This is a genomic window from Microbacterium sp. SY138 (assembly GCF_039729145.1).
Taxonomy (GTDB): Bacteria; Actinomycetota; Actinomycetes; order Actinomycetales; family Microbacteriaceae; genus Microbacterium; species Microbacterium maritypicum_A.
This window is the reverse complement of sequence record NZ_CP155793.1, coordinates 2,215,280-2,235,257: the sequence shown is the minus strand read 5'-3', so window position 1 is coordinate 2,235,257 and position 19,978 is coordinate 2,215,280. Positions and strand designations below refer to the sequence as shown.

Below are 19,978 nucleotides of genomic sequence, written 5' to 3'. Positions count from 1 at the left end.
CCCCGTAAACTGGGGAGGCTATGAACCCCGAAACCCTCGCCGCAGCCCTCCTCGCCGTGCTCGCCCCGATCGCCGAGGAACGACGTCCCGGCGAGCCGCTGGAGCTCTCCGCAGCCGACATCGTGCTCGAGCGCCCCCGCAACCGCGACCACGGCGACTGGTCCTCGAACATCGCCATGCGCATGGCCAAGCCGTTCGGCACGAACCCGCGCGAGCTCGCGCAGCAGATCGTCGACGGCCTCGCCGAGGTCGACGGCATCGCCAGCGCTGAGGTCGCCGGCCCCGGGTTCATCAACATCCGTCTCGACGCCGCAGCGGCGGGTGCGCTGGCGAAGGTCATCGTCGATGCCGGCGCCGCCTACGGCACGAACACGTCGCAGGCGGGAGTGAGTGTGAACGTCGAGTTCGTGTCGGCGAACCCGACGGGACCGCTGCACATCGCCCATACGCGCTGGGCTGCTCTCGGTGACTCGATCGTGCGTCTGCTCCTCGCGAGCGGTGCGAACGCCGTGCGTGAGTACTACATCAACGACGCCGGTGCGCAGATGGAGCGCTTCGCGAGCTCGGTGCTCGCGGCGGCGAAGGGCGAGCCCACCCCCGAGGGCGGCTACCCGGGTGCGTACATCACGACCCTCGCCGGTCGTGTGCTCGAGGCGCGACCCGACCTGCTGCAGCTGCCGGATGCCGAGCAGGCCGCCGTCGCGATGGAACTCGCGTACGAATTCCAGCTCGCCGAGATCAAGAGCTCGCTGGACCGCTTCAACGTGCCGTTCGACGTCTGGTTCTCGGAGCGCACGCTGCACGCCAAGGACGCGTCCGGCACGAGCCTGATCGACCAGGCCGTCGACCGTCTGCGCGAACAGGGACACGTGTTCGACGACGAGGGCGCCGTGTGGGTGCGCACGACCGACTTCGGTGACGACAAGGATCGTGTCATCCGCCGGTCGAACGGCGAGTACACGTACTTCGCCGCCGACGCCGCCTACTACCTGAACAAGGGCGACCGCGGCTTCCAGAACAAGATCTACCTTCTCGGCGCCGACCACCACGGTTACGTGCACCGCCTCAAGGCCGTCGCCGGAGCGGCAGGAGAGGACCCGGAGAAGAACGTCCAGGTGCTCATCGGCCAGATGGTGTCGATCAACGGTGCGCGCCTCAGCAAGCGTGCGGGAAACATCATCGAGATGGATGATCTGCTCGACTGGCTCGGTAGCGATGCGCTGCGATACTCGCTGGAGCGCTCGCCTGCCGACTCGCCGCTCGACCTCGACCCCGAGCTGCTGCAGAAGCGCACGAACGACAATCCGGTGTTCTACGTGCAGTACGCCCACGCGCGTACCCACAACGTCGCACGCAACGCCGGCCAGTCCGGTGTGGACCGCTCGGAGTTCGCTCCCGAGACGCTCACGCACGAGACCGAGGCGGCGCTGCTCGGTGCGCTGCAGGAGTTCCCGCGCATCGTGGCGTTCGCCGCCGAGGTGCGCGAACCGCACCGTGTCGCCCGCTACCTCGAGGAGCTCGCCGGCCTGTACCACCGCTGGTACGACAACTGCCGCGTGATCCCGCTGAGTGAAGACCCGATCGAGAGCGTCCACCGCACCCGGCTGTGGCTCAACGACGCCACAGGTCAGGTGCTGCGCAACGGACTCGAGCTCCTCGGCGTCTCCGCACCAGAGCGGATGTAGTGCGGCTCGGCGTTCTTCTCGGTGCGGCAGGATGGCAGGCATGAGCGACGACAACCACACCCTGCCGTACCCCGACGCCGCCGCGGAGCATCCGACGCTCGTGATCCCCGGTTCCGCCTCCGCTCAGGAGGCGGCCGCGCCGCGCACACGGCCCCGCTGGCCATGGGTGCTGCTGATCGTGGTCGTCGTGCTCGCAGTGCTCGTGGTCGCTGCGGAACTCATCGCTCGCGCCGTGCTCCCCGGCGTCGTGCGGTCGATCGTCGTGGAACAGCTCGACCTGCCCGCCGACCAGCAGCTCGACGTCGAGACGCAGGGGCTCCTGCTGCCGCAGCTGATCGGCGGCACCCTCGACACGCTGCGTCTGTCGACGGATTCGGTGACGTTGGAGGGCATCACGGGCGCCGTCGATGTGACAGCGACGGACGTCCCGCTGCACGGCGGCGATCTGGGCGGCGCCTCCGGGACCATCCGCATCGATCAGGAGCAGTTCACCTCTCTGCTCGCCGGGACCGATCTGCCCGTCGACTCCGTGGAGTTCGCCGCCCCGAACGCCACGGTGAGCGGGTCGATCAGCGTGCTCGGGGCCGCCGTTCCGCTGTCGCTCACGCTCACGCCCGGAACAACCGACGGCGACCTCGAGCTGACACCGGTCGCCGCGAGTATCGGCGGACTGGACATCGACATCGACCGGGTCGCCTCCACTCTCGGCGCCATCGGCGAAGGGCTGACGCAACCGCAACGGGTGTGCATCGCCGATCAGCTGCCCGCAGGCCTCACCCTCACCGGGCTCGAGGTCGTCGACGGTGCGGCGGTGATCGATATCGATGTGGACGGGGCGATCGTCACCGACACCACGCTCCAGGACAAGGGCGTCTGCCCGAGCTGACCCCGAGTCGTCTTCCGGCGGCGCTCTCACCCCGGCGTCCCGGGCTACGCGGGGTGAGGGGGCTCGTCGAGCGTCGCCTCGATGTGTCGGGCGAGCCACGAGGGACGCTGCAGGGGGATGCCGTGTCCGCAGTCGTCGACGACGCGCAGATCGCTGTGGGGGAGTGAAGCGTGGAGCAGAGCCGCTGAGCGCTTCATGAGCGACCTCTCCTTCCCCCCGACGAGGATCGACGCCGCTCCGGGATACGACCGCCAGGCTGGCGGTGGTGAGAATCGAAGGTTCTCCTCGACGGAGCGCAGCAGACTCGCCCGTGAGATGCCGGCCGACGTACGCACGTAGTCGTCCAGGAGCTTGTCCGGGATGAACAGCTCCCGGGCCTGCATCCGGGCGAACCACTGCTTCTTCGCGAGGCCGGCGGTCGCGCCGAGAAGGGCGAGTGTGGGACGGGTCGCCCACATCGGAACGGCCTGTGCGCTGACCACGACGACGTTCCGCACCCTCTCTGCGTGCCGAGCTGCGAGCTGCACGGTCAGCTGGGCGCCGAGTGAGAAGCCGACGACCGTGGCGGGTCTCCCGAAGTCGTCCAGCAGGCGGGCGAGGGCCGTGGTCGTGACCGCGTGAGACACATATGCCTCGTCGGTGCTGTGACCATGTCCGGGAAGATCGGGGACGACGATGCGCAGACCCTCGCCGAGGTGCGCGCGCAGCGGCTCCCACATCCACCCGGCGACACCTCCACCGTGCAGGAGCAGCAGGGGATGTCCGTCGCGTGCTCCGAAGCTCTCCACATGCATGGTCAGGTCCTCTCGAAGGTCTCGGCCATGCGGCCGATCGTGTCGATCGCGCGTTCGAGCTGCGCGGAGTCGAACGGTCCGAGCAGTCGAGCCGCCGAGAGGAGGCCGATCGACGCGCTCGAGAGCGCGAGGGCGAGCGCCTCGACGTCCACGTCCGCCACGATCTCGCCGCGCCGCTGCAGGCCGTGCAGCCACTCGACGACGCGTCGCTGCCGATCGCGATACCGGCCGTCCGTGATCTCCGCCACGTGCGCACCGAGGATGCCACGGTCGTCGAGGAACGCCGCTGTCATCAGCGCATCGGCACTCAGCGCGCGTGCGGAGGCGCGATACGCAGAACTCAGGCGGGGTCGGTCGCCCAGTTCGCGGCTCACGCGGTCATTCATGCGCGTCGTCCCGCGCTGCAGGAGTGCATCGAGGATCTCCCGCTTGCCGCTGAATTCCAGATAGACCGCACCCTTGCCGATCCCGGCGCCGTCGGCGATCGACGATACGCTCACGCTGTCGAAGCCTTGCGCGAGCACCAGTCGTTCGGCCGCGTCGAGGATGCGCTCGCGACGGTCAGGGACGCGGGGTCTGGGCATCGCCGCTCCTTTCCAGGTGTTCCCGCATGGCCGGGATGACGAGGTCGGGGCGGTCGCGCTGCACCCAGTGTCCGGCACCGGGTACGGTCACCAGCGACCCCACCGGCAGCTGCTCGGCGGCGATCCGGATGCGCGCGAGGGGAACGCCGGAGTCACGATCGCCGTGCACGAGGAGCGTGGGCGTCGTGATCGAAGGCAGCTGCTCGACGTACACGGTGCGCAGTCGATTCCAGAGCACCTGATCGCGCTGCCATTCCCCGAACGTCTCCAGGCCGGTGCCGGTGGCGGCCTCGGCGAGCACCGCATCCACGAGTTCAGGCGTGCGCGCTGTCGGGTTCCGCACCAGCTCTCGCAGCCCTCGTTCCATCGCTGAACGGTTGTGCGCGTACGCGCGGGTCATCCGGGCGAGCAGACCCGAACGCAGCAGGAGGAATGTGCCGAAGTGCGTGAGCCGACCGGAGAAGCCGTCGGCCAGACGGGGCATCAGACCGTAGCATCCGAGCAGTATCGCTGATCGCGCGCGGCCGGGTCGATCCAGGAGATGCCCGACCGCCATGCCGCCGCCGAGTGAGAGGCCGGCGACGGCGTAGTCGGCGAGACCGATCCCGTCGACGAGCTCGCCCACGTATCGCACGAGCCGTTCCTGAGTGAGCGGCCGGTCCGGACGTGGACTCTGCCCGAAGCCCGGATGGTCGGGCGCGATCACGCGATGCCCCGCCTCGGCGAGAGCATGTCCGACCGCACTCCACGAGAGTTCGGCGTTATCGGCACCGCCGCCGTGCAGGAGCAGGACGGGCACACCGGACTCGCATGCCGGTCGCCACTCCAGAGCGGAGACCGTGGCATGGGGGAGGACGATGCTCGTGCGTCGGGGATCCATGGCATCCTCTCGTTGTGACCAATCTACTTGATCTGGTCACAACGAGGGCACCCGGTCACGAAGTGGTGTCAGGACTCGCGGCCTTCTGCGCCGCTCGCAGTTCGGCCGTGGCGATCTGCACGTCGACCTCCGCGCGCTGCAGTCTTCGCTGCGGAAACGTGGTCGCCGCGAACTTCGCGTGCACGCGATCGGACTTCTCCTCTTCGGCCGTCACGATGTAGGCGCAGGCGAAAAGCATCACCTGTGCGGAGAAGTTCAGCCAGATCAGCAGCGCGAGCAGCGAGGCGAACGAGGCCAGCAGCGGATTGCTCGTGGCGCCACCCACGAAGAGGCCAGACAGCTCCTGCAGTGCCAGGAGTCCCAGCGCGCCCAGCAGCGCACCGGACCAGAGCGATCGAGGCGACGGGCGGACTCCGGACAGCAGGCGGAACACACCGATGATGATCACCGCGTCCAGGGCGAAGACGACCACGAGCGACACCAGGCGCACCGTCCAGGCCGCGACGGGTGAGTCCTCGGGAAGGCCGAGCATTCCGGCGATCCATGTGACGCCGAGCTGGCCGGCGAAGGTGAGGAAGGCCGAGGCGACGAACGCGACACCGATGCCGAGCGCGAGCGCGAGGTTGCGCAGGATCACCCAGATCCAGAGGATGTCGTCCTGCACGGTCCCGGCGAGCACGCGCACGGCCGTGCGCAGTGAGCCGATGGCGCCGAGCGCGGACCCCACGAGGGCGACGAGGGAGATGATCCCGGCGATCGACAGCGAGGCGGGCGCACGCAGATCCTCGGTCTTGATCACGCCGTCCTCGCCGATGAGCCCCGGTACCGCCGTCTGCACGGAGTCGATGATCGCCTGCCAGGCCACGGGATTCCCGGCGAGCCACAGCGCCGCGATGGAGAAGCCCAGCAGCACGCCGGCGAACACGCTGAAGAGCGCCCGGTACGTGACGCTGTCGGCGAGCATCGGTCCGCGACGCTCCGTGTAGAGCAGCGCGGCGCGCACCGGTCGGCGCGCGAGAGCCCAGGCGATCACCGGCCCGGTGATGCGCGCGATGAGTCCCGGCTCTGCGGGGGAGTCTGATCTCGTTTCGCTGTTCGTCACGCCCCCACACTATGAGGCGACGCCGGTCGCCCGCAGGGGCTTGACGCCGCGCGTCACCCTGACCAAGGGCGACCGGGCGGTGCCCTAGAATCGGGTCAGCCTCGATGTGCGTGCCCCGCCCGAGATCCTTCCCACGATTGGTGATCAGTGCTTCTCCCTGCCGATTCGCTCGCTCCGGAATGGCTCGCCGTCCCCGAAGACGCGAACGACCTCGCCGACGGCGTCTGGCCCGCCTCCGCGGTGCGCGATCCCGACGGCGTTCTCGACATCGCGGGCGTCAGCGCCACCACGCTCGCCCGCACCTACGGCACCCCGCTGCTGGTGCTCGACGAAGACGAGGTGCGGGGGCGTGCACGGCGGTTCCGGCTCGCCTTCGACCAGGCGGCGGCCGAGAACGGCACCACGGCTCAGGTCTATTACGCGGGCAAGGCGTTCCTCTGCACGACGGTCGCGCGGTGGGTGGTCGACGAGGGGCTTCGCGTCGACGTGTGCACCGGGGGAGAGCTGGCGGTGGCTCTCGCGGCCGGCGTCGTGCCGGCATCCATCGGCTTCCACGGCAACAACAAGTCGGTCGCCGAGCTGGAGAGAGCCGTCGAGGTCGGCGTCGGCACGATCATCGTCGACAGCGCTGTCGAGATCGAGCGCCTCGCGGCGATCACCGCTCGCACCGGAGCCACACAGCGTGTGCTGGTGCGCGTGATCAGCGGGGTCCATGCCGAGACCCATGATTTCCTCGCGACCGCTCACGAGGACCAGAAATTCGGCTTCCCGCTCCCGGATGCGGAGAAGGCTGTCGCGCGCATCCGTGAGTTCCCCGGCCTGGTCTTCGCCGGTCTGCACTGCCACATCGGATCGCAGATCTTCGGCGTCGCCGGGTTCCGCGAATCGGCGTCCCGCGTGCTCGACCTGCATGCGGCGCTGCTCGAGGGCGGCCCCGTGCCGCAGCTCAACCTCGGCGGCGGCTTCGGCATCGCCTACACGCGCGTCGACGACCCGACGCCCATCGAGGAACTCGCAGGCGCGATCATCACCGCCGTCGCCGAGGACTGCGCGGCTCGGGGCATCCCCGTCCCCGCGCTCTCGTTCGAGCCGGGCCGTGCCATCGTCGGCACGGCGGGCGTCACGATCTACGAGGTCGGCACGACCAAGGACGTCACGATCGATTCCGGAGCCGTGCGCCGCTACATCAGCGTCGACGGCGGCATGAGCGACAACGCGCGTCCCGCTCTGTACGGGGCCCAGTACTCCGCACGGCTCGCCTCCCGCGTGGGCGAGGGCGAGCCCCGTCTCAGCCGTGTGGTCGGCAAGCACTGCGAGTCCGGCGACATCGTCGTCGACCACGAGTACCTGCCCGAAGACCTCGTGCCGGGCGATCTGCTCGCGGTTCCGGCGACCGGCGCGTACTGCGTCTCGCTCGCGAGCAACTACAACCATGTGCCGCGTCCGCCGGTCGTCGCCGTGCGCGGTGGACGTTCGACGGTCATCGTCCGCGGCGAGACCATCGACGACGTGCTGGCCCGCGACGCGGGCATCGACGGGGCGAGCGCCCCCGAGGGAGACCAATGACCCACCTCCGAAGGAGTAACCATGACTGATTACCGACGACTTCGCGTGGCGCTGCTGGGTGCCGGAGCGGTCGGCTCTCAGGTGGCGGCACTCCTGCTGCGACACGGCGACGAGCTCGCCGACCGTGCCGGCGCCGAACTGGAGCTCGCCGGCATCGCCGTGCGCGACGTCGACGCTCCCCGTGACGTCGACCTGCCCAAGGAGCTCTTCACCACCGACGCCGAGTCGCTGATCCTGGGTGCCGACATCGTGATCGAGCTCATCGGCGGAATCGAGCCGGCCCGCACGAGCATCCTGCAGGCGATCGGATCCGGAGCCGACGTCGTGACAGCCAACAAGGCGCTGCTGGCGACGCACGGGCCCGAACTCTTCGAGGCGGCCGACCGCGTGGGCGCCTCCGTGTACTACGAGGCCGCGGCCGCGGGAGCGATCCCGATCATCCGTCCGCTGCGCGACTCGCTCGCCGGCGACCGTGTGGTGCGCATCATGGGCATCGTGAACGGCACCACGAACTACATCCTCGACCGGATGGACACCGAGGGCGCCGACTTCGCCGACGTGCTCGCCGATGCGCAGCGCCTGGGCTACGCAGAGGCCGATCCCACGGCCGACGTCGAGGGGTACGACGCCGCGCAGAAGGCCGCCATCCTCGCGAGTCTCGCGTTCCACACCGCGGTCCCGCTCGACGCCGTCTACCGCGAGGGCATCACTTCGATCACGGCCTCCATGATCGAAGAGGCTCGCGCCGCCGGCTTCGTGATCAAGCTGCTCGCCGTCTGCGAGCGCATCGAGGCGAACGGCGCCGAGTCCATCTCGGTGCGGGTCTACCCGGCCCTTGTGCCCACCTCGCATCCGCTCGCCTCCGTGCACGGCGCGAACAACGCGGTGTTCGTCGAGGCCGAGGCCGCCGGCTCGCTGATGTTCTACGGTGCAGGTGCCGGCGGTGTGCAGACCGCGTCCGCGGTGCTCGGCGACGTCGTCTCGGCCGCCCGTCGCCACATCGCCGGCGGGGTCGGGGTGGGGGAGTCCACTCGCGCCAACCTTCCCGTCGTGCCGATCGGCCACGTCACCACCCGTTACCAGATCACGCTCGAGGTCGCGGATGCGCCCGGCGTGCTGGCCACCGTCGCGAGCATCCTCAGCGACGGCGACGTCTCGGTGGCGACGGTCGTGCAGACCGTCGAGGGGGAGGACGAACCGACCGCCCGTCTGATCATCGGCACGCATCGCGCGACCGAGCAGGCACTCAGCGCCACCGTCGACGCTCTCGCCGACAGCGAGGTCGTGGCCCGCGTGGTCTCGGTGCTCCGGGTGGAGGGCGAGTGACGATGGCGGCAGCCCTCGCGCCGGCCGCAGGCGACGCGGTGCCGGGGCGCACCGTCGAGGTGCGGGTTCCCGCGACGAGCGCCAACCTCGGCCCCGGCTTCGACACGCTGGGCCTGGCGCTCAGCATCTACGACACCCTCGAGGTGACGGCCCTGCCTCCGGGGCAGTTGGAGATCGAGGTGACGGGATCCGGCGCGACCGAGATCCCCCGCGACGAGTCGAACCTGATCGTCCGCACCATCGCGTACGTCTTCGCCGACGCTGGCCGCCCGGTACCCGGGCTGCGGATCGTCGCCGAGAACGGCGTGCCGCACGGTCGCGGCCTCGGGTCCTCCGGAGCCGCCGTCGCCGCGGGAGTCCTCGCCGCGAAGGGGCTGCTCGCGGGCGACGTCGAGATCGGCGACACCGACCTCCTCCGCCTCGCGACCGAGCTGGAGGGCCACCCCGACAACGTGGCTCCGGCGCTGTTCGGCGGGCTGACGATCGCGTGGATGTCCGAGCGCGGACCACAGCACAAGAAGCTGCTCGTGCATCGCGGCGTGTCGCCTCTCGTGCTCGTCCCCGCGTACACGATGTCGACGTCGCAGGCGCGATCGCTGCAGCCCCCGCAGGTGTCCACCGCCGATGCCGTGTTCAACGTCTCGCGCTCGGCGTTGCTGATCGCCGCTTTGATGCAGAGCCCCGAACTCCTCCTGGACGCGACCGCCGACCGCCTGCACCAGGACTACCGGGCCGGAGCCATGCCCGAGACGCAGCGTCTCGTGCAGGCACTGCGGGCCGCAGGCTTCGCGGCCGTCGTCTCCGGAGCCGGCCCGAGCGTCCTCGTGCTTGCCGACGGTCCCGGCAGCCGCCAGGATGCGGTCGAGCTGGCCGATCGAGTCACCGACACCCCGTGGGAGGCGCTCCTGCTCGCAGTCGACGTCCGTGGTGGTACAGTGGGGACTCGAGCGGAGGGCTCCACGTAACTGCGTGAATCTGGCCCCATTGCATCTCTTGCAAGACCCGCACGCAAACCCCTGTGGCAGAGCTCATTCCAGAGCCGCCTGCCGAGGCTGGCTGGCGCCGAGCGTCAGCCCGTGCGATCGCGCGCAGCACCCGTTGTGTGCGTTCAACGCTCATTCCCCATGACATATAAGGGAGTACTCGTGGAGAACCTCTCCGAGACCCAGAACGATCAGTCGGCGCCCACCGCCGAGGCACCCGCGGCATCCGCGGAGTCGACGACCGAGTCCGCGCCTGCCCGCAAGCGCGCGCCGCGTCGTGCGAGCACCGCGACGGCTGCGGCCAAGGCCGAGAAGGCCGAGGCGGCGAAGGCCGAGAAGGCGGCGAAGACGGATGCCGCGCCGGAAGCGGCTGCAGCCGATTCCGCATCCGCCGGCGCAGATGCCGCCGAAGCCGCGCCGAAGGCGAAGCGCCCGAGCCGCAGCCGTGCGAAGAAGGCGGATGCCGAGGCTCCTGCCGCGGATACCGCTGCCGCCGAAGCGCCTGCTGCCGATGCCGCAGCTACTGCCACGGCCGAGGCGCCGGCCGAGCCCGCACCCAAGACGACCGGGCGCGGACGCCGCGGAGCACAGAAGCCCGCTGCCGACGCCGAGCCGCCCGCTGCCGAGCCGACGGCGGAAACCGGTTCCGACGCCGCGCCTGCGGAGAACTCGCAGAACGGCGACTCGGACTCGTCCGACGGTGGCGAGGAGCAGGGTGGCCGCGGTCGCAACCGCAACCGCAGCCGCAACCGCGGACGTGGCCAGAACGGCGCGGCGCAGGAGCAGCAGGCACAGCCCGCTGCCGATGACGACCAGGCCGGTGGCAACAACCGCAACCGTCAGCGCAACAAGCGCCGCAGCGGTGTGCCGACCGACGAGTTCGACACCGAGATCGGCGAGGACGATGTCCTGATCCCGATCGCCGGCATCCTCGACGTGCTCGACAACTACGCGTTCGTCCGTACGACCGGATACCTCGCCGGTCCGAGCGACGTGTACGTGTCGCTCGGTCAGGTGAAGAAGTACAACCTGCGCAAGGGCGACGCGGTCGTCGGTTCGATCAAGCAGCCGCGTGAGGGCGAGCAGCAGGGGCGCCAGAAGTACAACGCCCTCGTCAAGGTCGACTCGATCAACGGCCTCTCGATCGACGACGCGGCCACCCGCGTGGAGTTCGGTAAGCTCACCCCGCTGTACCCGCAGGAGCGCCTGCGCATGGAGACGGCTCCGGAGAAGCTGACCCAGCGCATCATCGACCTGGTCGCCCCGGTCGGCAAGGGCCAGCGTGGCCTGATCGTCGCGCCGCCCAAGGCCGGAAAGACCATCGTCCTGCAGCAGATCGCGAACGCGATCGCGCAGAACAACCCTGAGGTCCACCTCATGGTCGTGCTCGTCGACGAGCGCCCCGAAGAGGTCACCGACATGGAGCGCTCGGTCAAGGGCGAGGTCATCGCCTCGACGTTCGACCGTCCGGCCGAAGACCACACGACCGTCGCCGAACTCGCGATCGAACGCGCGAAGCGCCTGGTCGAGCTCGGCCGCGACGTCGTGGTGCTGCTCGACTCGATCACCCGCCTCGGCCGGGCCTACAACCTGGCGGCCCCGGCATCGGGTCGTGTGCTCAGCGGTGGTGTCGACGCGTCGGCGCTGTACCCGCCCAAGCGCTTCTTCGGCGCTGCGCGCAACATCGAGAACGGTGGATCCCTCACGATCCTCGCCACGGCGCTGGTCGAGACCGGCTCCAAGATGGACGAGGTCATCTTCGAGGAGTTCAAGGGCACCGGCAACAGCGAGCTGCGTCTGTCCCGCCAGCTGGCCGACAAGCGCATCTTCCCGGCGGTTGACGTGAACGCGTCGAGCACTCGTCGCGAGGAGATGCTGCTCTCGGCCGACGAGGTCAAGATCACCTGGAAGCTGCGTCGCGCCCTCGCCGGCCTCGACCAGCAGCAGGCCCTCGAGGTCGTGCTCGGCAAGCTCAAGGAGACCAACTCGAACGTCGAGTTCCTCGTGCAGATGCAGAAGTCGATCCCGACGCTCCCCTCGGGTGCGCACGGGCACGACAACAACATCCGCTGAGCGGCTGAGCCGTGTTCGAGTCCGTCCAGACTCTGATCGATGAGCATCGCCGGGTGCAGGAGGAGCTCTCCGACCCGGCGGTGCACGCCGACGCCGCCCGGGCCAAGCGCGTCAATCGCCGCTACGCCGAGCTGTCGCGCATCGTCGCCGCCTACGAGGCCTGGGTCGCTGCCACCGACGATCTGGAGACCGCTCGCGAGTTCGCCCGCGAGGACGAGTCCATCGCCGCGGAGATCCCGGCGATGGAGGAGGAGCTTCAGCTCTCGCAGGAGCGCCTCCGACGTCTGCTGATCCCGCGCGACCCGGACGACGCCCGTGACGTGATCATGGAGATCAAGGCGGGGGAGGGCGGCGCGGAATCCGCGCTGTTCGCCGCCGACCTGCTGCGCATGTACATCCAGTACGCGGCCTCCAAGGGCTGGAAGACGGAGCTGCTCGAGCGCAACGAATCCGACCTCGGCGGCTATAAGGACGTCCAGGTCGCGATCAAGGGCTCGTCCTCCGATCCCGCACAGGGCGTCTGGGCGCACCTGAAGTACGAGGGCGGAGTTCATCGCGTGCAGCGTGTACCGGCGACGGAGTCGCAGGGGCGCATCCACACCTCCACCACCGGTGTGCTCGTGTTCCCCGAGGTCGATGAGCCGGAAGAGATCCACATCGACCAGAACGACCTGAAGATCGACGTCTTCCGGTCGTCCGGCCCCGGCGGCCAGTCCGTGAACACGACGGACTCCGCCGTGCGCATCACCCACGTGCCGACCGGCATCGTCGTCTCGATGCAGAACGAGAAGTCCCAGCTGCAGAACCGCGAGGCCGGCATGCGTGTGCTGCGCGCCCGCCTGCTCGCGCGACAGCAGGAGGAACTCGACGCCGCGGCTTCCGACGCCCGCCGATCGCAGATCCGGGGCATGGACCGCTCGGAGCGCATCCGCACCTACAACTTCCCCGAGAACCGCATCGCGGATCATCGCACCGGGTTCAAGGCGTACAACCTCGATCAGGTGATGGACGGCGCACTCGATCCGCTGATCGAGAGCGCCATCACCGCCGACGAGGAAGCCCGGCTCGCCGCGGTCGGCTCCGAGTCCTGAGCGAGGGGCACGCGCCCCGCATCAGGTCCGTGCGATGTACCGATGCTCGGGACGTCCTGTCGTGCCGTAGTTGAGTCGAACCTCGACGACGGTCCTGGCGGCCAGCGCCGCCAGATGCCGTTGTGCGGTCGCGCGGGAGATCCCGACGCGTTCGCCGATCTCGGCGGCTGAGGCTTCGCCGTCGCCGAGTGCCGCGAGCACGAGCTGCTCCGTCGCCGAGCGCGAGATCGACACCGGCTCACCTGCACCGTGCAGGATCGCCGCGGCGCGATCGATGTCTTCCTGGCGCAGCGCACGATCACCGCTGAGGAGGTTCCGATAGCGGATGTAGCGGTCGAGGAGGCTCGACAGCGCTCGTCGCTCGAACGGCTTGACGAGGTAGCCCACGGCCCCCGACCGGAGCGCCCTGCGCACGGTGGACGCGTCGTCGGCCGCGGAGATGAGGATGGCGTCGACCCCGGACTCCCGTACGAGCGCGATGCCGTCGCCGTCAGGGAGGAAGACGTCGGCGACGAGGAGGTCAGGGCGCGACGAGCGGATGCTGTCGCGTGCCTCTGCGAGGGAGCGGACGGTCTCGGTGACGGTGCAGCCGGGGTGCTCCTCGACGATGCCCTGATGCAGCTGGGCCACTCGGAAGTCGTCGTCGAGGATGAGCACGCGCAGAGGCTCGGTCATGTGTTCTCCTTCTCATCGTGGCGGGCTCTGTCGATGGCTCCGCCGATGCGCGCGGCGAACACCGCGCCGCTGTCGGGCCCGCCCGGATCGATCACCCAGAGGTCTCCACCGCTCCGACGGGCGATCTCCGTCGAGAGGGGCAGCCCGATCCCGTGCCCGTGCACGTCTCCGGCGGCATCCTGCTCCCGCGACGGCGGCGCCCACGGGTCGCTGCCCCCGAGGCCGGACCCCGAATCGGAGACGGTGAACACGAGGGCGTCGCCGTCGTCCAGCACGGCGACCTCGACCCAGCGTGGTCTCCGCTCGCCTGCGACGGCGGCGGCAACGGCGTTGTCGATGAGGTTGCCGAGCACGGTGGCGACGTCTTCCGCCTCGCGGACGGTCCCGAGCACCTGGGTGTCGTCCGCGATCCGAAGGGCCACCCCGCGCTCCCCGGCCTCGACGCCCTTGGCGCCGAGGAACGAGTGCAGGAAGGGATCGCCGAGGAGGTCCAATCCGACGACGGGGAACACCACCGGCCCCCGCTCCACGAGTTCGCCGAGGAACGTGCGCGCCTCTCGCACCCGATCGGCGTCGATGAGCCCGGCCGCCACATGCATGCGGTTGGCGAACTCGTGCCGCTGTACGCGCAACGCCGCCGTCATCGTCCTGACGGTCTCCAGCCGCTCGGTCAGGGCGACCAGATCCGTGCGATCACGCACGATCAGCACGTCGCCGAGCGCGTGGCCGTCGCGCACCACGGGGCGAGAGTCGAGGTAGAGCATCCGGTCGCCGACGATGGCACGGGAACGGGGGCGTGCGCCTGTCGCCGCCTCGAGGACGGCTGTGGTCAGGCCGAGTTCCTCGATGGGCCTTCCGATGGGATCGTGGAGCCCCAGCAGGCGATCGGCGGCGGCATTGCTCACGCGCACCACTCCTCGGGGGTCGACGGCGATGACGCCGTCGTCCACGCCGTCCAGCACCGCCGTCTGGTTCTGGACGAGTGCCACGAGTTCTTCCGGCTGGACTCCGAAGGTCAGACGCTCCCAGCGCCGGCGGAGCAGCAGGAATGCGAGGCCGGCCAGGGCGAGCGCACCCGCCGCTGTGACTCCGATCACCGTCAGCAGGGGAGGGAGATCATCGAACACCCCGGCACGCTCGAAACCCACGCTGACCTCGCCCACCGGCGTACCGGCGTCGTTGCGGACGGGGACTTTCGCCCGTGCGGATTCGCCGAGTGTGCCCGTCTGCCAGTCGACCACCTCCGCGCCGGCGAGCACCTCCTCGTAGGGAGTGCTGACCACTTCTCCTATGCGGGAGGGAGTGGGGTGCGCGAGTCGGATGCCGTTGTCATCGGTGAGCACGACGAACAGCGCGCCGGTGCGGCTCGTCACGTCGGAGGCGATGCGCTGCAGGTCGCCGTCGCGCAGCTCCGCCGCGTCGGGAGTGCCGTCCGAGAGCGAGATGCGCGTGACCTCTGCACGTACCTGCGGGTCCTCGGCGAGGGTGCGGGCGATGCCCAACGCGGTCGACTCGGCCTCTGCGCGCAACTGCTGCACGGTGAGCAGCAGATACACGCCCGTACAGAGGGCGACGACGAGGGTCACCGTGGCGAGCTGGAGCAGCAGGGCGCGCGTGGCGAACCGCGGTCTGGTCGACATCGTCCTCGGCACCGTGCTTCTCCTCCGCTCCTGCCGCGCAATATGCGCAGAACCCACGCTACGCGCACAACGTCGGGGAATGCGGGATACCGCACCCGGACGTGGTCGATTGCCTAGTCTCGACAGGATCCGTCGCCGATGACGGAGCCACGACGAAGGAGTCAACGCATGCCAGACGCACTCACCGGCCTGTTCGCGGCCGCCGAAGAGGCGCCGACCTACGACGTGGCGTTCGTGCCGCCCGAGTGGGTGCTGGTGCTCCTCGGATTCACCATGGTGCTCGCGTTCATGACGCTCATCATGACCAAGCGCCTCACGCCCATGGTGGCCCTGATCCTCGTGCCGACCGCGTTCGGACTCTTCGCGGGAGCGGGCCTCGGCCTCGGCGACATGATCCTCGACTCGATCGGCGCGATGGCCCCGACCGCGGCGCTGCTCATGTTCGCGATCATGTTCTTCGGCATCATGATCGACGTGGGGCTCTTCGATCCCCTCATCCGGCTGATCACCCGCCTGCTCGGAGACGATCCCGCCAAGGTGGTGCTCGGCACCGCGATCCTCGCCGGTGCGGTGTCCCTCGACGGCGATGGCTCGACGACCTTCATCATCACGACCTCGGCGATGCTGCCGATATACCTCCGACTGGGGATGAGCCCGGTCGTGCTGACGTGCGTCGCCGGACTCATGAACGGCACCCTGAACATCGTGCCGTGGGGAGGGCCCACGGTCCGGGCGGCGACCGCTCTGGGACTGCAGCCGACCGACATCTTCGTCCCGATGCTTCCCGCGCTGGGCGCCGGGATCGTCGTGACGCTCGGCTTCGCGTGGATCCTGGGGCTGCAGGAACGCCGTCGACTCGGACGGCTGGACTCCGGGGGGCTGCTGGTCGGGGCCGACGGGGGATCGCTCTCGACGGTGCCGAAGATCTTCCGCGGAGCCGAGCCGAAGCCGGGTGCACGTGCGTCGCTGCGCACCGGGAACCTGGTGGTCGTCGCCGGTGGACACGCCCCTGTCTCGGCCGCGAACGTCGATCCTGCCGATACGGCCATGGCCGACACGATGCTGGATCCTGCACGCCCCACCCTCCGGCCGAAGCTCATCTGGTTCAACCTGGTGCTCACCGTCGCGGTGATGGTGCTGCTGGTGCTCGACATCCTGCCGCTGCCGTACGTGTTCATGGTGGGTGCCGGGCTGGCCCTCGTCATCAACTTCCGCGGCATCAAGGAGCAGGCGTCGGAGATCGTGGCGCACGCTCCGAGCATCGTGGGGGTCGTCTCCATGGTCATCGCGGCCGGGGTCCTGGTCGGCGTGCTCACCGGCACCGGGATGGTCGATGCGATGGCCACCTGGATCACGAACGTGCTGCCGCCGGCCCTCGGACCTTTCCTGGCGCCGATCACCGGCGTCCTCTCGATCCCGTTCACGTTCTTCATGTCGAACGATGCGTTCTACTTCGGCATCCTCCCGGTGCTCGCCCAGAGCGCGGCGAACTTCGGCATCGATCCTGTCGAGATGGCGAGGGCGTCCATCACGGGGCAGCCCGTGCACCTGCAGAGCCCGCTCGTGCCGGCGATCCTGCTGCTCGTGTCGCTCGCGAGCGTGAACCTCGGTGATCACCACCGCAAGGTGCTGTGGCGTGCGACGATCGTCTCGCTGGTCATGCTCGGTGTCGGCATCCTGACCGGCGCCGTCCCGTTCTTCGTGGCGCAGTGACGACCCGCCGACGGGGAGCGCGGATGCTGTGTTCCCCGACGGCCGGCGTGCGGAGCGCTATGCTCGGCGCGTGATCACATTCCTCTTCCGCGGCCTGCTCTACGTGGTGTCGGCCGGTCTCGGCCTGATCGCCGCCGACCTCCTGCTCGACGGCTTCGAGATCGAATGGGACAAGTGGTGGGGCTTCGTCATCTGCATCCTGATCTTCGCGATCCTGCAGAGCGTGCTCGCGCCGTGGGTCGCCAAGGTCGCCAATCGCTACGCGCCGGTGCTGATGGGAGGCATCGGGATCTTCTCGACGCTGATCTCCCTCATCGTCGTCGTCCTGCTCCCCATCGGCGGGCTGCGCATCACGGACCTCACCGGCTGGCTGCTCGGTTCGGTCATCGTGTGGCTGATCACCGCGGTGGGCAGCGTAGTGCTCCCTCTCATCTTCCTGCGCAAGAAGGTCGAGTCCGTGAAGTCCGCACGCCGCTGACGGGCCCACGCGGCACCGGGTTCAGATCGCGTAGTGGTCGGGAGCGGTGAGGAGCGCCCTGGTGTCTTCTCCGAGCGTGCGGTGGCGCGGCTTCGCCGGCACCCCGACGAGCACGCTGTCAGCCGGGGCATCGCGTGTGACGACGGCATTCGCCCCGACCACGGATCCCGCGCCGATCGTGACGGGCCCCAGGATCTTGGCACCGGCGCCCACGGCGACGCCGTCTCCGAGCGTGGGGTGACGCTTGCCCGATGTCCGCGTACGTCCGCCGAGGGTGACGCCGTGGTAGAGCATCACGTCATCGCCCACCACAGCGGTCTCCCCGATCACGACGCCCATTCCGTGATCGATGAAGAAACGCCGGCCGATCCTCGCACCGGGGTGGATCTCGATCCCGGTGAGCCAGCGCGAGACCTGCGAACCGGCGCGCGCGAGCAGGCGCAGCCGTCGCCGCCAGAGCGCGTGCGAGACGCGGTGCGCCCAGATGGCATGCAGGCCGGGGTACAGCAGAGCGACTTCGACGGCGCTGCGCGCGGCTGGATCGCGGAGGCGCGCTGCTGCGATGTCCTCGCGCATCCGCCCGAAAATGCCCATCGACAGCCTCAGTCTTCGCGCAGGTCCTCGAACAGCGCGGTGGAGAGATAGCGCTCACCGGTGTCCGGGATCACGACGACGATCGTCTTGCCAGCGTTCTCCGGACGGGCGGCGACCTTGAGCGCCGCGGCGACGGCAGCACCCGACGACATGCCGACGAGGAGACCCTCCTTGGCCGCGAGCTCACGCGCGACGCGGATGGACTCGTCGAACTCCGCCGTGAGGATCTCGTCGAGCACGTCGCGGTCGAGCACGTCGGGGACGAAGTTCGGGCCGATCCCCTGGATCTTGTGGGGGCCGGGGCGTCCCTCGGTCAGCACGGGGGAGTCCTTGGGCTCGACGGCGATCACCTGGACGCCGGGCTTGGCGGCCTTGAGCGCCTGCCCGGTTCCGGTGACGGTCCCACCGGTACCGACGCCCGCGACGAGGATGTCGACGGCGCCGTCGGTGTCGCGCAGGATCTCCTGCGCCGTGGTCTCGCGGTGGATCTGGGGGTTCGCGGCGTTCTCGAACTGCCGGATCCAGATCGCGCCGGGGGTCTCGGCGACGATGCGCTTGGTCTCCTCGATCGCACCGCTCATGCCCTTGGTGGGATCGGTGAGCACGATCTCCGCGCCGAACGCCTTGAGCAGGACCCGGCGCTCCTTCGACATGGAGGCAGGCATCGTGAGGATCACCCGGTAGCCGCGCGCGGCACCCACCATCGCGAGGGCGATGCCGGTGTTGCCGCTGGTCGACTCGACGATCGTGCCGCCCGGCTGCAGCTCGCCCGATGCCTCGGCGGCGTTGATCATGGCGATGCCGATCCGATCCTTCACGCTCGACGCAGGGTTGTAATACTCGAGCTTGGCGAGGACGGTGGCGCCCAGTCCCTCGGTCACCCTGTTCAGCCGGACGAGCGGGGTGTTGCCGAAAGCGGTCGTGATGTCGGAGTGGATACCGGGCATGGTGAGCCTTCCTGTGCGGGGGTCGCTGCCGCACCAGCCTAGGGGAGCGTCCCTATGGGCGAGGGTTTGTGACGTCAGCGCGCGCTCTACGCTGGAAGACATGTCCGACACCTCCCTCGCTGCCGTCGTCCGCACGGCTGCCCAGCGTCTCGCCGACGTCGGGGTCCCCGATCCGCTGGTCGACGCCGAGCTCCTCGCCGGTCACGTGCTCGGCCGTCGGCGCGGCGAGGTCCAGGCGGCGATCGTTCGCGGAGACGACGTCGACGACGAGACGGCAGCGGCTCTCGACATCCTCATCACGCGTCGGGCTGGCCGTGAGCCGCTGCAGCACATCACCGGTACCGCGCCGTTCCGCCACCTCGAACTCGCCGTCGGTCCCGGCGTCTTCGTGCCGCGTCCGGAGACCGAGACCGTCGTCCAGTACGCCATCGACGCCCTGCTGAACTCGGCCGAGCCCGCCCCGATCGGGATCGATCTCGGAACCGGGAGTGGCGCGATCGCCCTCGCGATGGCCACCGAGGTGCCGCACGCCCGCATCTTCGCGGCCGAGCTCTCCGCGGATGCCCACGCCTGGGCGCGTCGAAACGTCGCAGGGATCGACAACCTGACACTCGTCCTGTCCGACCTGGGCGAGGCGTTCCCGGAACTCGAGGGCACGGCGTCCGTGGTCATCTCGAATCCGCCGTACGTGCCCGACGCCGCGATCCCGCGCGATCCGGAGGTGCGACTCTTCGACCCGGCGATGGCGTTGTACGGGGGAGAGGACGGGCTCGACATCGTGCGCGTGCTCAGCTCGCGGGCGCTGCGATTGCTTCGTCCCGGGGGCCTGCTGGTCATCGAGCACGGCGAACTGCAGGGCGAATCGATCAGGGAGATCCTCACCCTCGACGGCTGGCGCGCGGCGGCGACACATCGCGACCTGACACTGCGCGATCGCACCACCACCGCACTCCGACCCTGA

Annotated in this window: 18 protein-coding genes; 10 read left to right on the top strand and 8 right to left on the bottom strand. The window is 69.4% G+C overall.

Features of this window, described 5'->3' with window-relative positions; translation table 11 throughout:
• Positions 1-20: 20 nt before the first annotated feature.
• Together argS and ABDC25_RS10635 are read left to right on the top strand one after the other, a co-directional pair.
• A complete protein-coding gene (gene argS, locus ABDC25_RS10640) occupies positions 21-1,685 on the top strand; it encodes an arginine--tRNA ligase (RefSeq protein ID WP_347122897.1) in 1,665 nt (554 codons plus the stop codon).
• 40 nt (positions 1,686-1,725) lie between these two features.
• Positions 1,726-2,571, top strand: coding sequence for a DUF2993 domain-containing protein (locus ABDC25_RS10635; protein ID WP_315072990.1), 846 nt, complete (start codon positions 1,726-1,728; stop codon positions 2,569-2,571).
• Positions 2,572-2,615: 44 nt separating this feature from the next.
• Here ABDC25_RS10635 and ABDC25_RS10630 read toward each other — a convergent pair whose 3' ends face one another.
• Genes ABDC25_RS10630 through ABDC25_RS10615 form a run of 4 tightly spaced genes read right to left on the bottom strand, consistent with a single transcriptional unit; the run spans position 2,616 to position 5,931 of the window.
• Positions 2,616-3,365 (bottom strand): alpha/beta fold hydrolase, encoded by a 750-nt coding sequence (locus tag ABDC25_RS10630; RefSeq protein ID WP_347122895.1) that lies wholly within the window; start codon positions 3,363-3,365, stop codon positions 2,616-2,618.
• Between the two features lie 2 nt (positions 3,366-3,367).
• Positions 3,368-3,949: a TetR/AcrR family transcriptional regulator gene (locus ABDC25_RS10625; protein ID WP_021199354.1), complete on the bottom strand. Its 582-nt coding sequence runs from the start codon at positions 3,947-3,949 to the stop codon at positions 3,368-3,370.
• Positions 3,927-4,829 (bottom strand): alpha/beta hydrolase, encoded by a 903-nt coding sequence (locus ABDC25_RS10620; RefSeq protein WP_021199355.1) that lies wholly within the window; start codon positions 4,827-4,829, stop codon positions 3,927-3,929. The genes ABDC25_RS10625 and ABDC25_RS10620 overlap by 23 nt, the downstream gene beginning before the upstream one ends.
• A 55-nt stretch (positions 4,830-4,884) precedes the next feature.
• On the bottom strand, positions 4,885-5,931 hold the full coding sequence (locus tag ABDC25_RS10615; protein ID WP_347122893.1) for a YihY/virulence factor BrkB family protein: 1,047 nt from the start codon (positions 5,929-5,931) through the stop codon (positions 4,885-4,887).
• Positions 5,932-6,078: 147 nt separating this feature from the next.
• Here ABDC25_RS10615 and lysA point away from each other — a divergent pair, with 147 nt between their 5' ends.
• The 5 genes from lysA to prfA all read left to right on the top strand — a co-directional run bounded on the left by lysA (position 6,079) and on the right by prfA (position 12,970).
• Positions 6,079-7,497 (top strand): diaminopimelate decarboxylase, encoded by a 1,419-nt coding sequence (gene lysA / locus ABDC25_RS10610; RefSeq protein ID WP_347122891.1) that lies wholly within the window; start codon positions 6,079-6,081, stop codon positions 7,495-7,497.
• Between the two features lie 21 nt (positions 7,498-7,518).
• Positions 7,519-8,823, top strand: a complete 1,305-nt coding sequence (locus tag ABDC25_RS10605; RefSeq protein ID WP_029258411.1) for a homoserine dehydrogenase — start codon at positions 7,519-7,521, stop codon at positions 8,821-8,823.
• Between the two features lie 2 nt (positions 8,824-8,825).
• Positions 8,826-9,788: a homoserine kinase gene (gene thrB, locus ABDC25_RS10600; RefSeq protein WP_029258410.1), complete on the top strand. Its 963-nt coding sequence runs from the start codon at positions 8,826-8,828 to the stop codon at positions 9,786-9,788.
• Between the two features lie 180 nt (positions 9,789-9,968).
• Entirely contained in the window at positions 9,969-11,879 is a 1,911-nt protein-coding gene (rho, locus tag ABDC25_RS10595) for a transcription termination factor Rho (RefSeq protein ID WP_347122889.1), read from the top strand.
• An 11-nt stretch (positions 11,880-11,890) separates the two neighbouring features.
• Entirely contained in the window at positions 11,891-12,970 is a 1,080-nt protein-coding gene (gene prfA / locus ABDC25_RS10590) for a peptide chain release factor 1 (RefSeq protein ID WP_021199361.1), read from the top strand.
• A gap of 21 nt (positions 12,971-12,991) precedes the next feature.
• On the opposite strand, the gene ABDC25_RS10585 is transcribed toward prfA, so the two are convergent.
• Together ABDC25_RS10585 and ABDC25_RS10580 are read right to left on the bottom strand one after the other, a co-directional pair.
• Positions 12,992-13,645, bottom strand: a complete 654-nt coding sequence (locus tag ABDC25_RS10585) for a response regulator (RefSeq protein ID WP_021199362.1) — start codon at positions 13,643-13,645, stop codon at positions 12,992-12,994.
• Positions 13,642-15,285: a sensor histidine kinase gene (locus ABDC25_RS10580; protein ID WP_347122886.1), complete on the bottom strand. Its 1,644-nt coding sequence runs from the start codon at positions 15,283-15,285 to the stop codon at positions 13,642-13,644. The genes ABDC25_RS10585 and ABDC25_RS10580 overlap by 4 nt, the downstream gene beginning before the upstream one ends.
• Positions 15,286-15,453: 168 nt before the next feature.
• Here ABDC25_RS10580 and ABDC25_RS10575 point away from each other — a divergent pair, with 168 nt between their 5' ends.
• Both ABDC25_RS10575 and ABDC25_RS10570 read left to right on the top strand, forming a co-directional pair.
• The gene (locus ABDC25_RS10575; protein WP_347122884.1) at positions 15,454-16,998 is read left to right on the top strand and encodes a CitMHS family transporter; all 1,545 of its coding nucleotides are present in this window, start codon (positions 15,454-15,456) and stop codon (positions 16,996-16,998) included.
• Positions 16,999-17,068: 70 nt separating this feature from the next.
• Entirely contained in the window at positions 17,069-17,476 is a 408-nt protein-coding gene (locus ABDC25_RS10570; RefSeq protein ID WP_031207104.1) for a phage holin family protein, read from the top strand.
• Between the two features lie 21 nt (positions 17,477-17,497).
• Here ABDC25_RS10570 and epsC read toward each other — a convergent pair whose 3' ends face one another.
• Together epsC and cysK are read right to left on the bottom strand one after the other, a co-directional pair.
• Complete coding sequence (gene epsC, locus ABDC25_RS10565; RefSeq protein ID WP_029258405.1) at positions 17,498-18,070, bottom strand: serine O-acetyltransferase EpsC; 573 nt, start codon at positions 18,068-18,070, stop codon at positions 17,498-17,500.
• A gap of 8 nt (positions 18,071-18,078) precedes the next feature.
• Positions 18,079-19,017: a cysteine synthase A gene (gene cysK / locus ABDC25_RS10560; RefSeq protein WP_347122882.1), complete on the bottom strand. Its 939-nt coding sequence runs from the start codon at positions 19,015-19,017 to the stop codon at positions 18,079-18,081.
• Between the two features lie 100 nt (positions 19,018-19,117).
• Here cysK and prmC point away from each other — a divergent pair, with 100 nt between their 5' ends.
• Positions 19,118-19,978 carry a peptide chain release factor N(5)-glutamine methyltransferase gene (gene prmC / locus ABDC25_RS10555; RefSeq protein WP_167254366.1) on the top strand — a complete coding sequence of 287 codons (861 nt, stop codon included), beginning with the start codon at positions 19,118-19,120 and terminating at the stop codon, positions 19,976-19,978.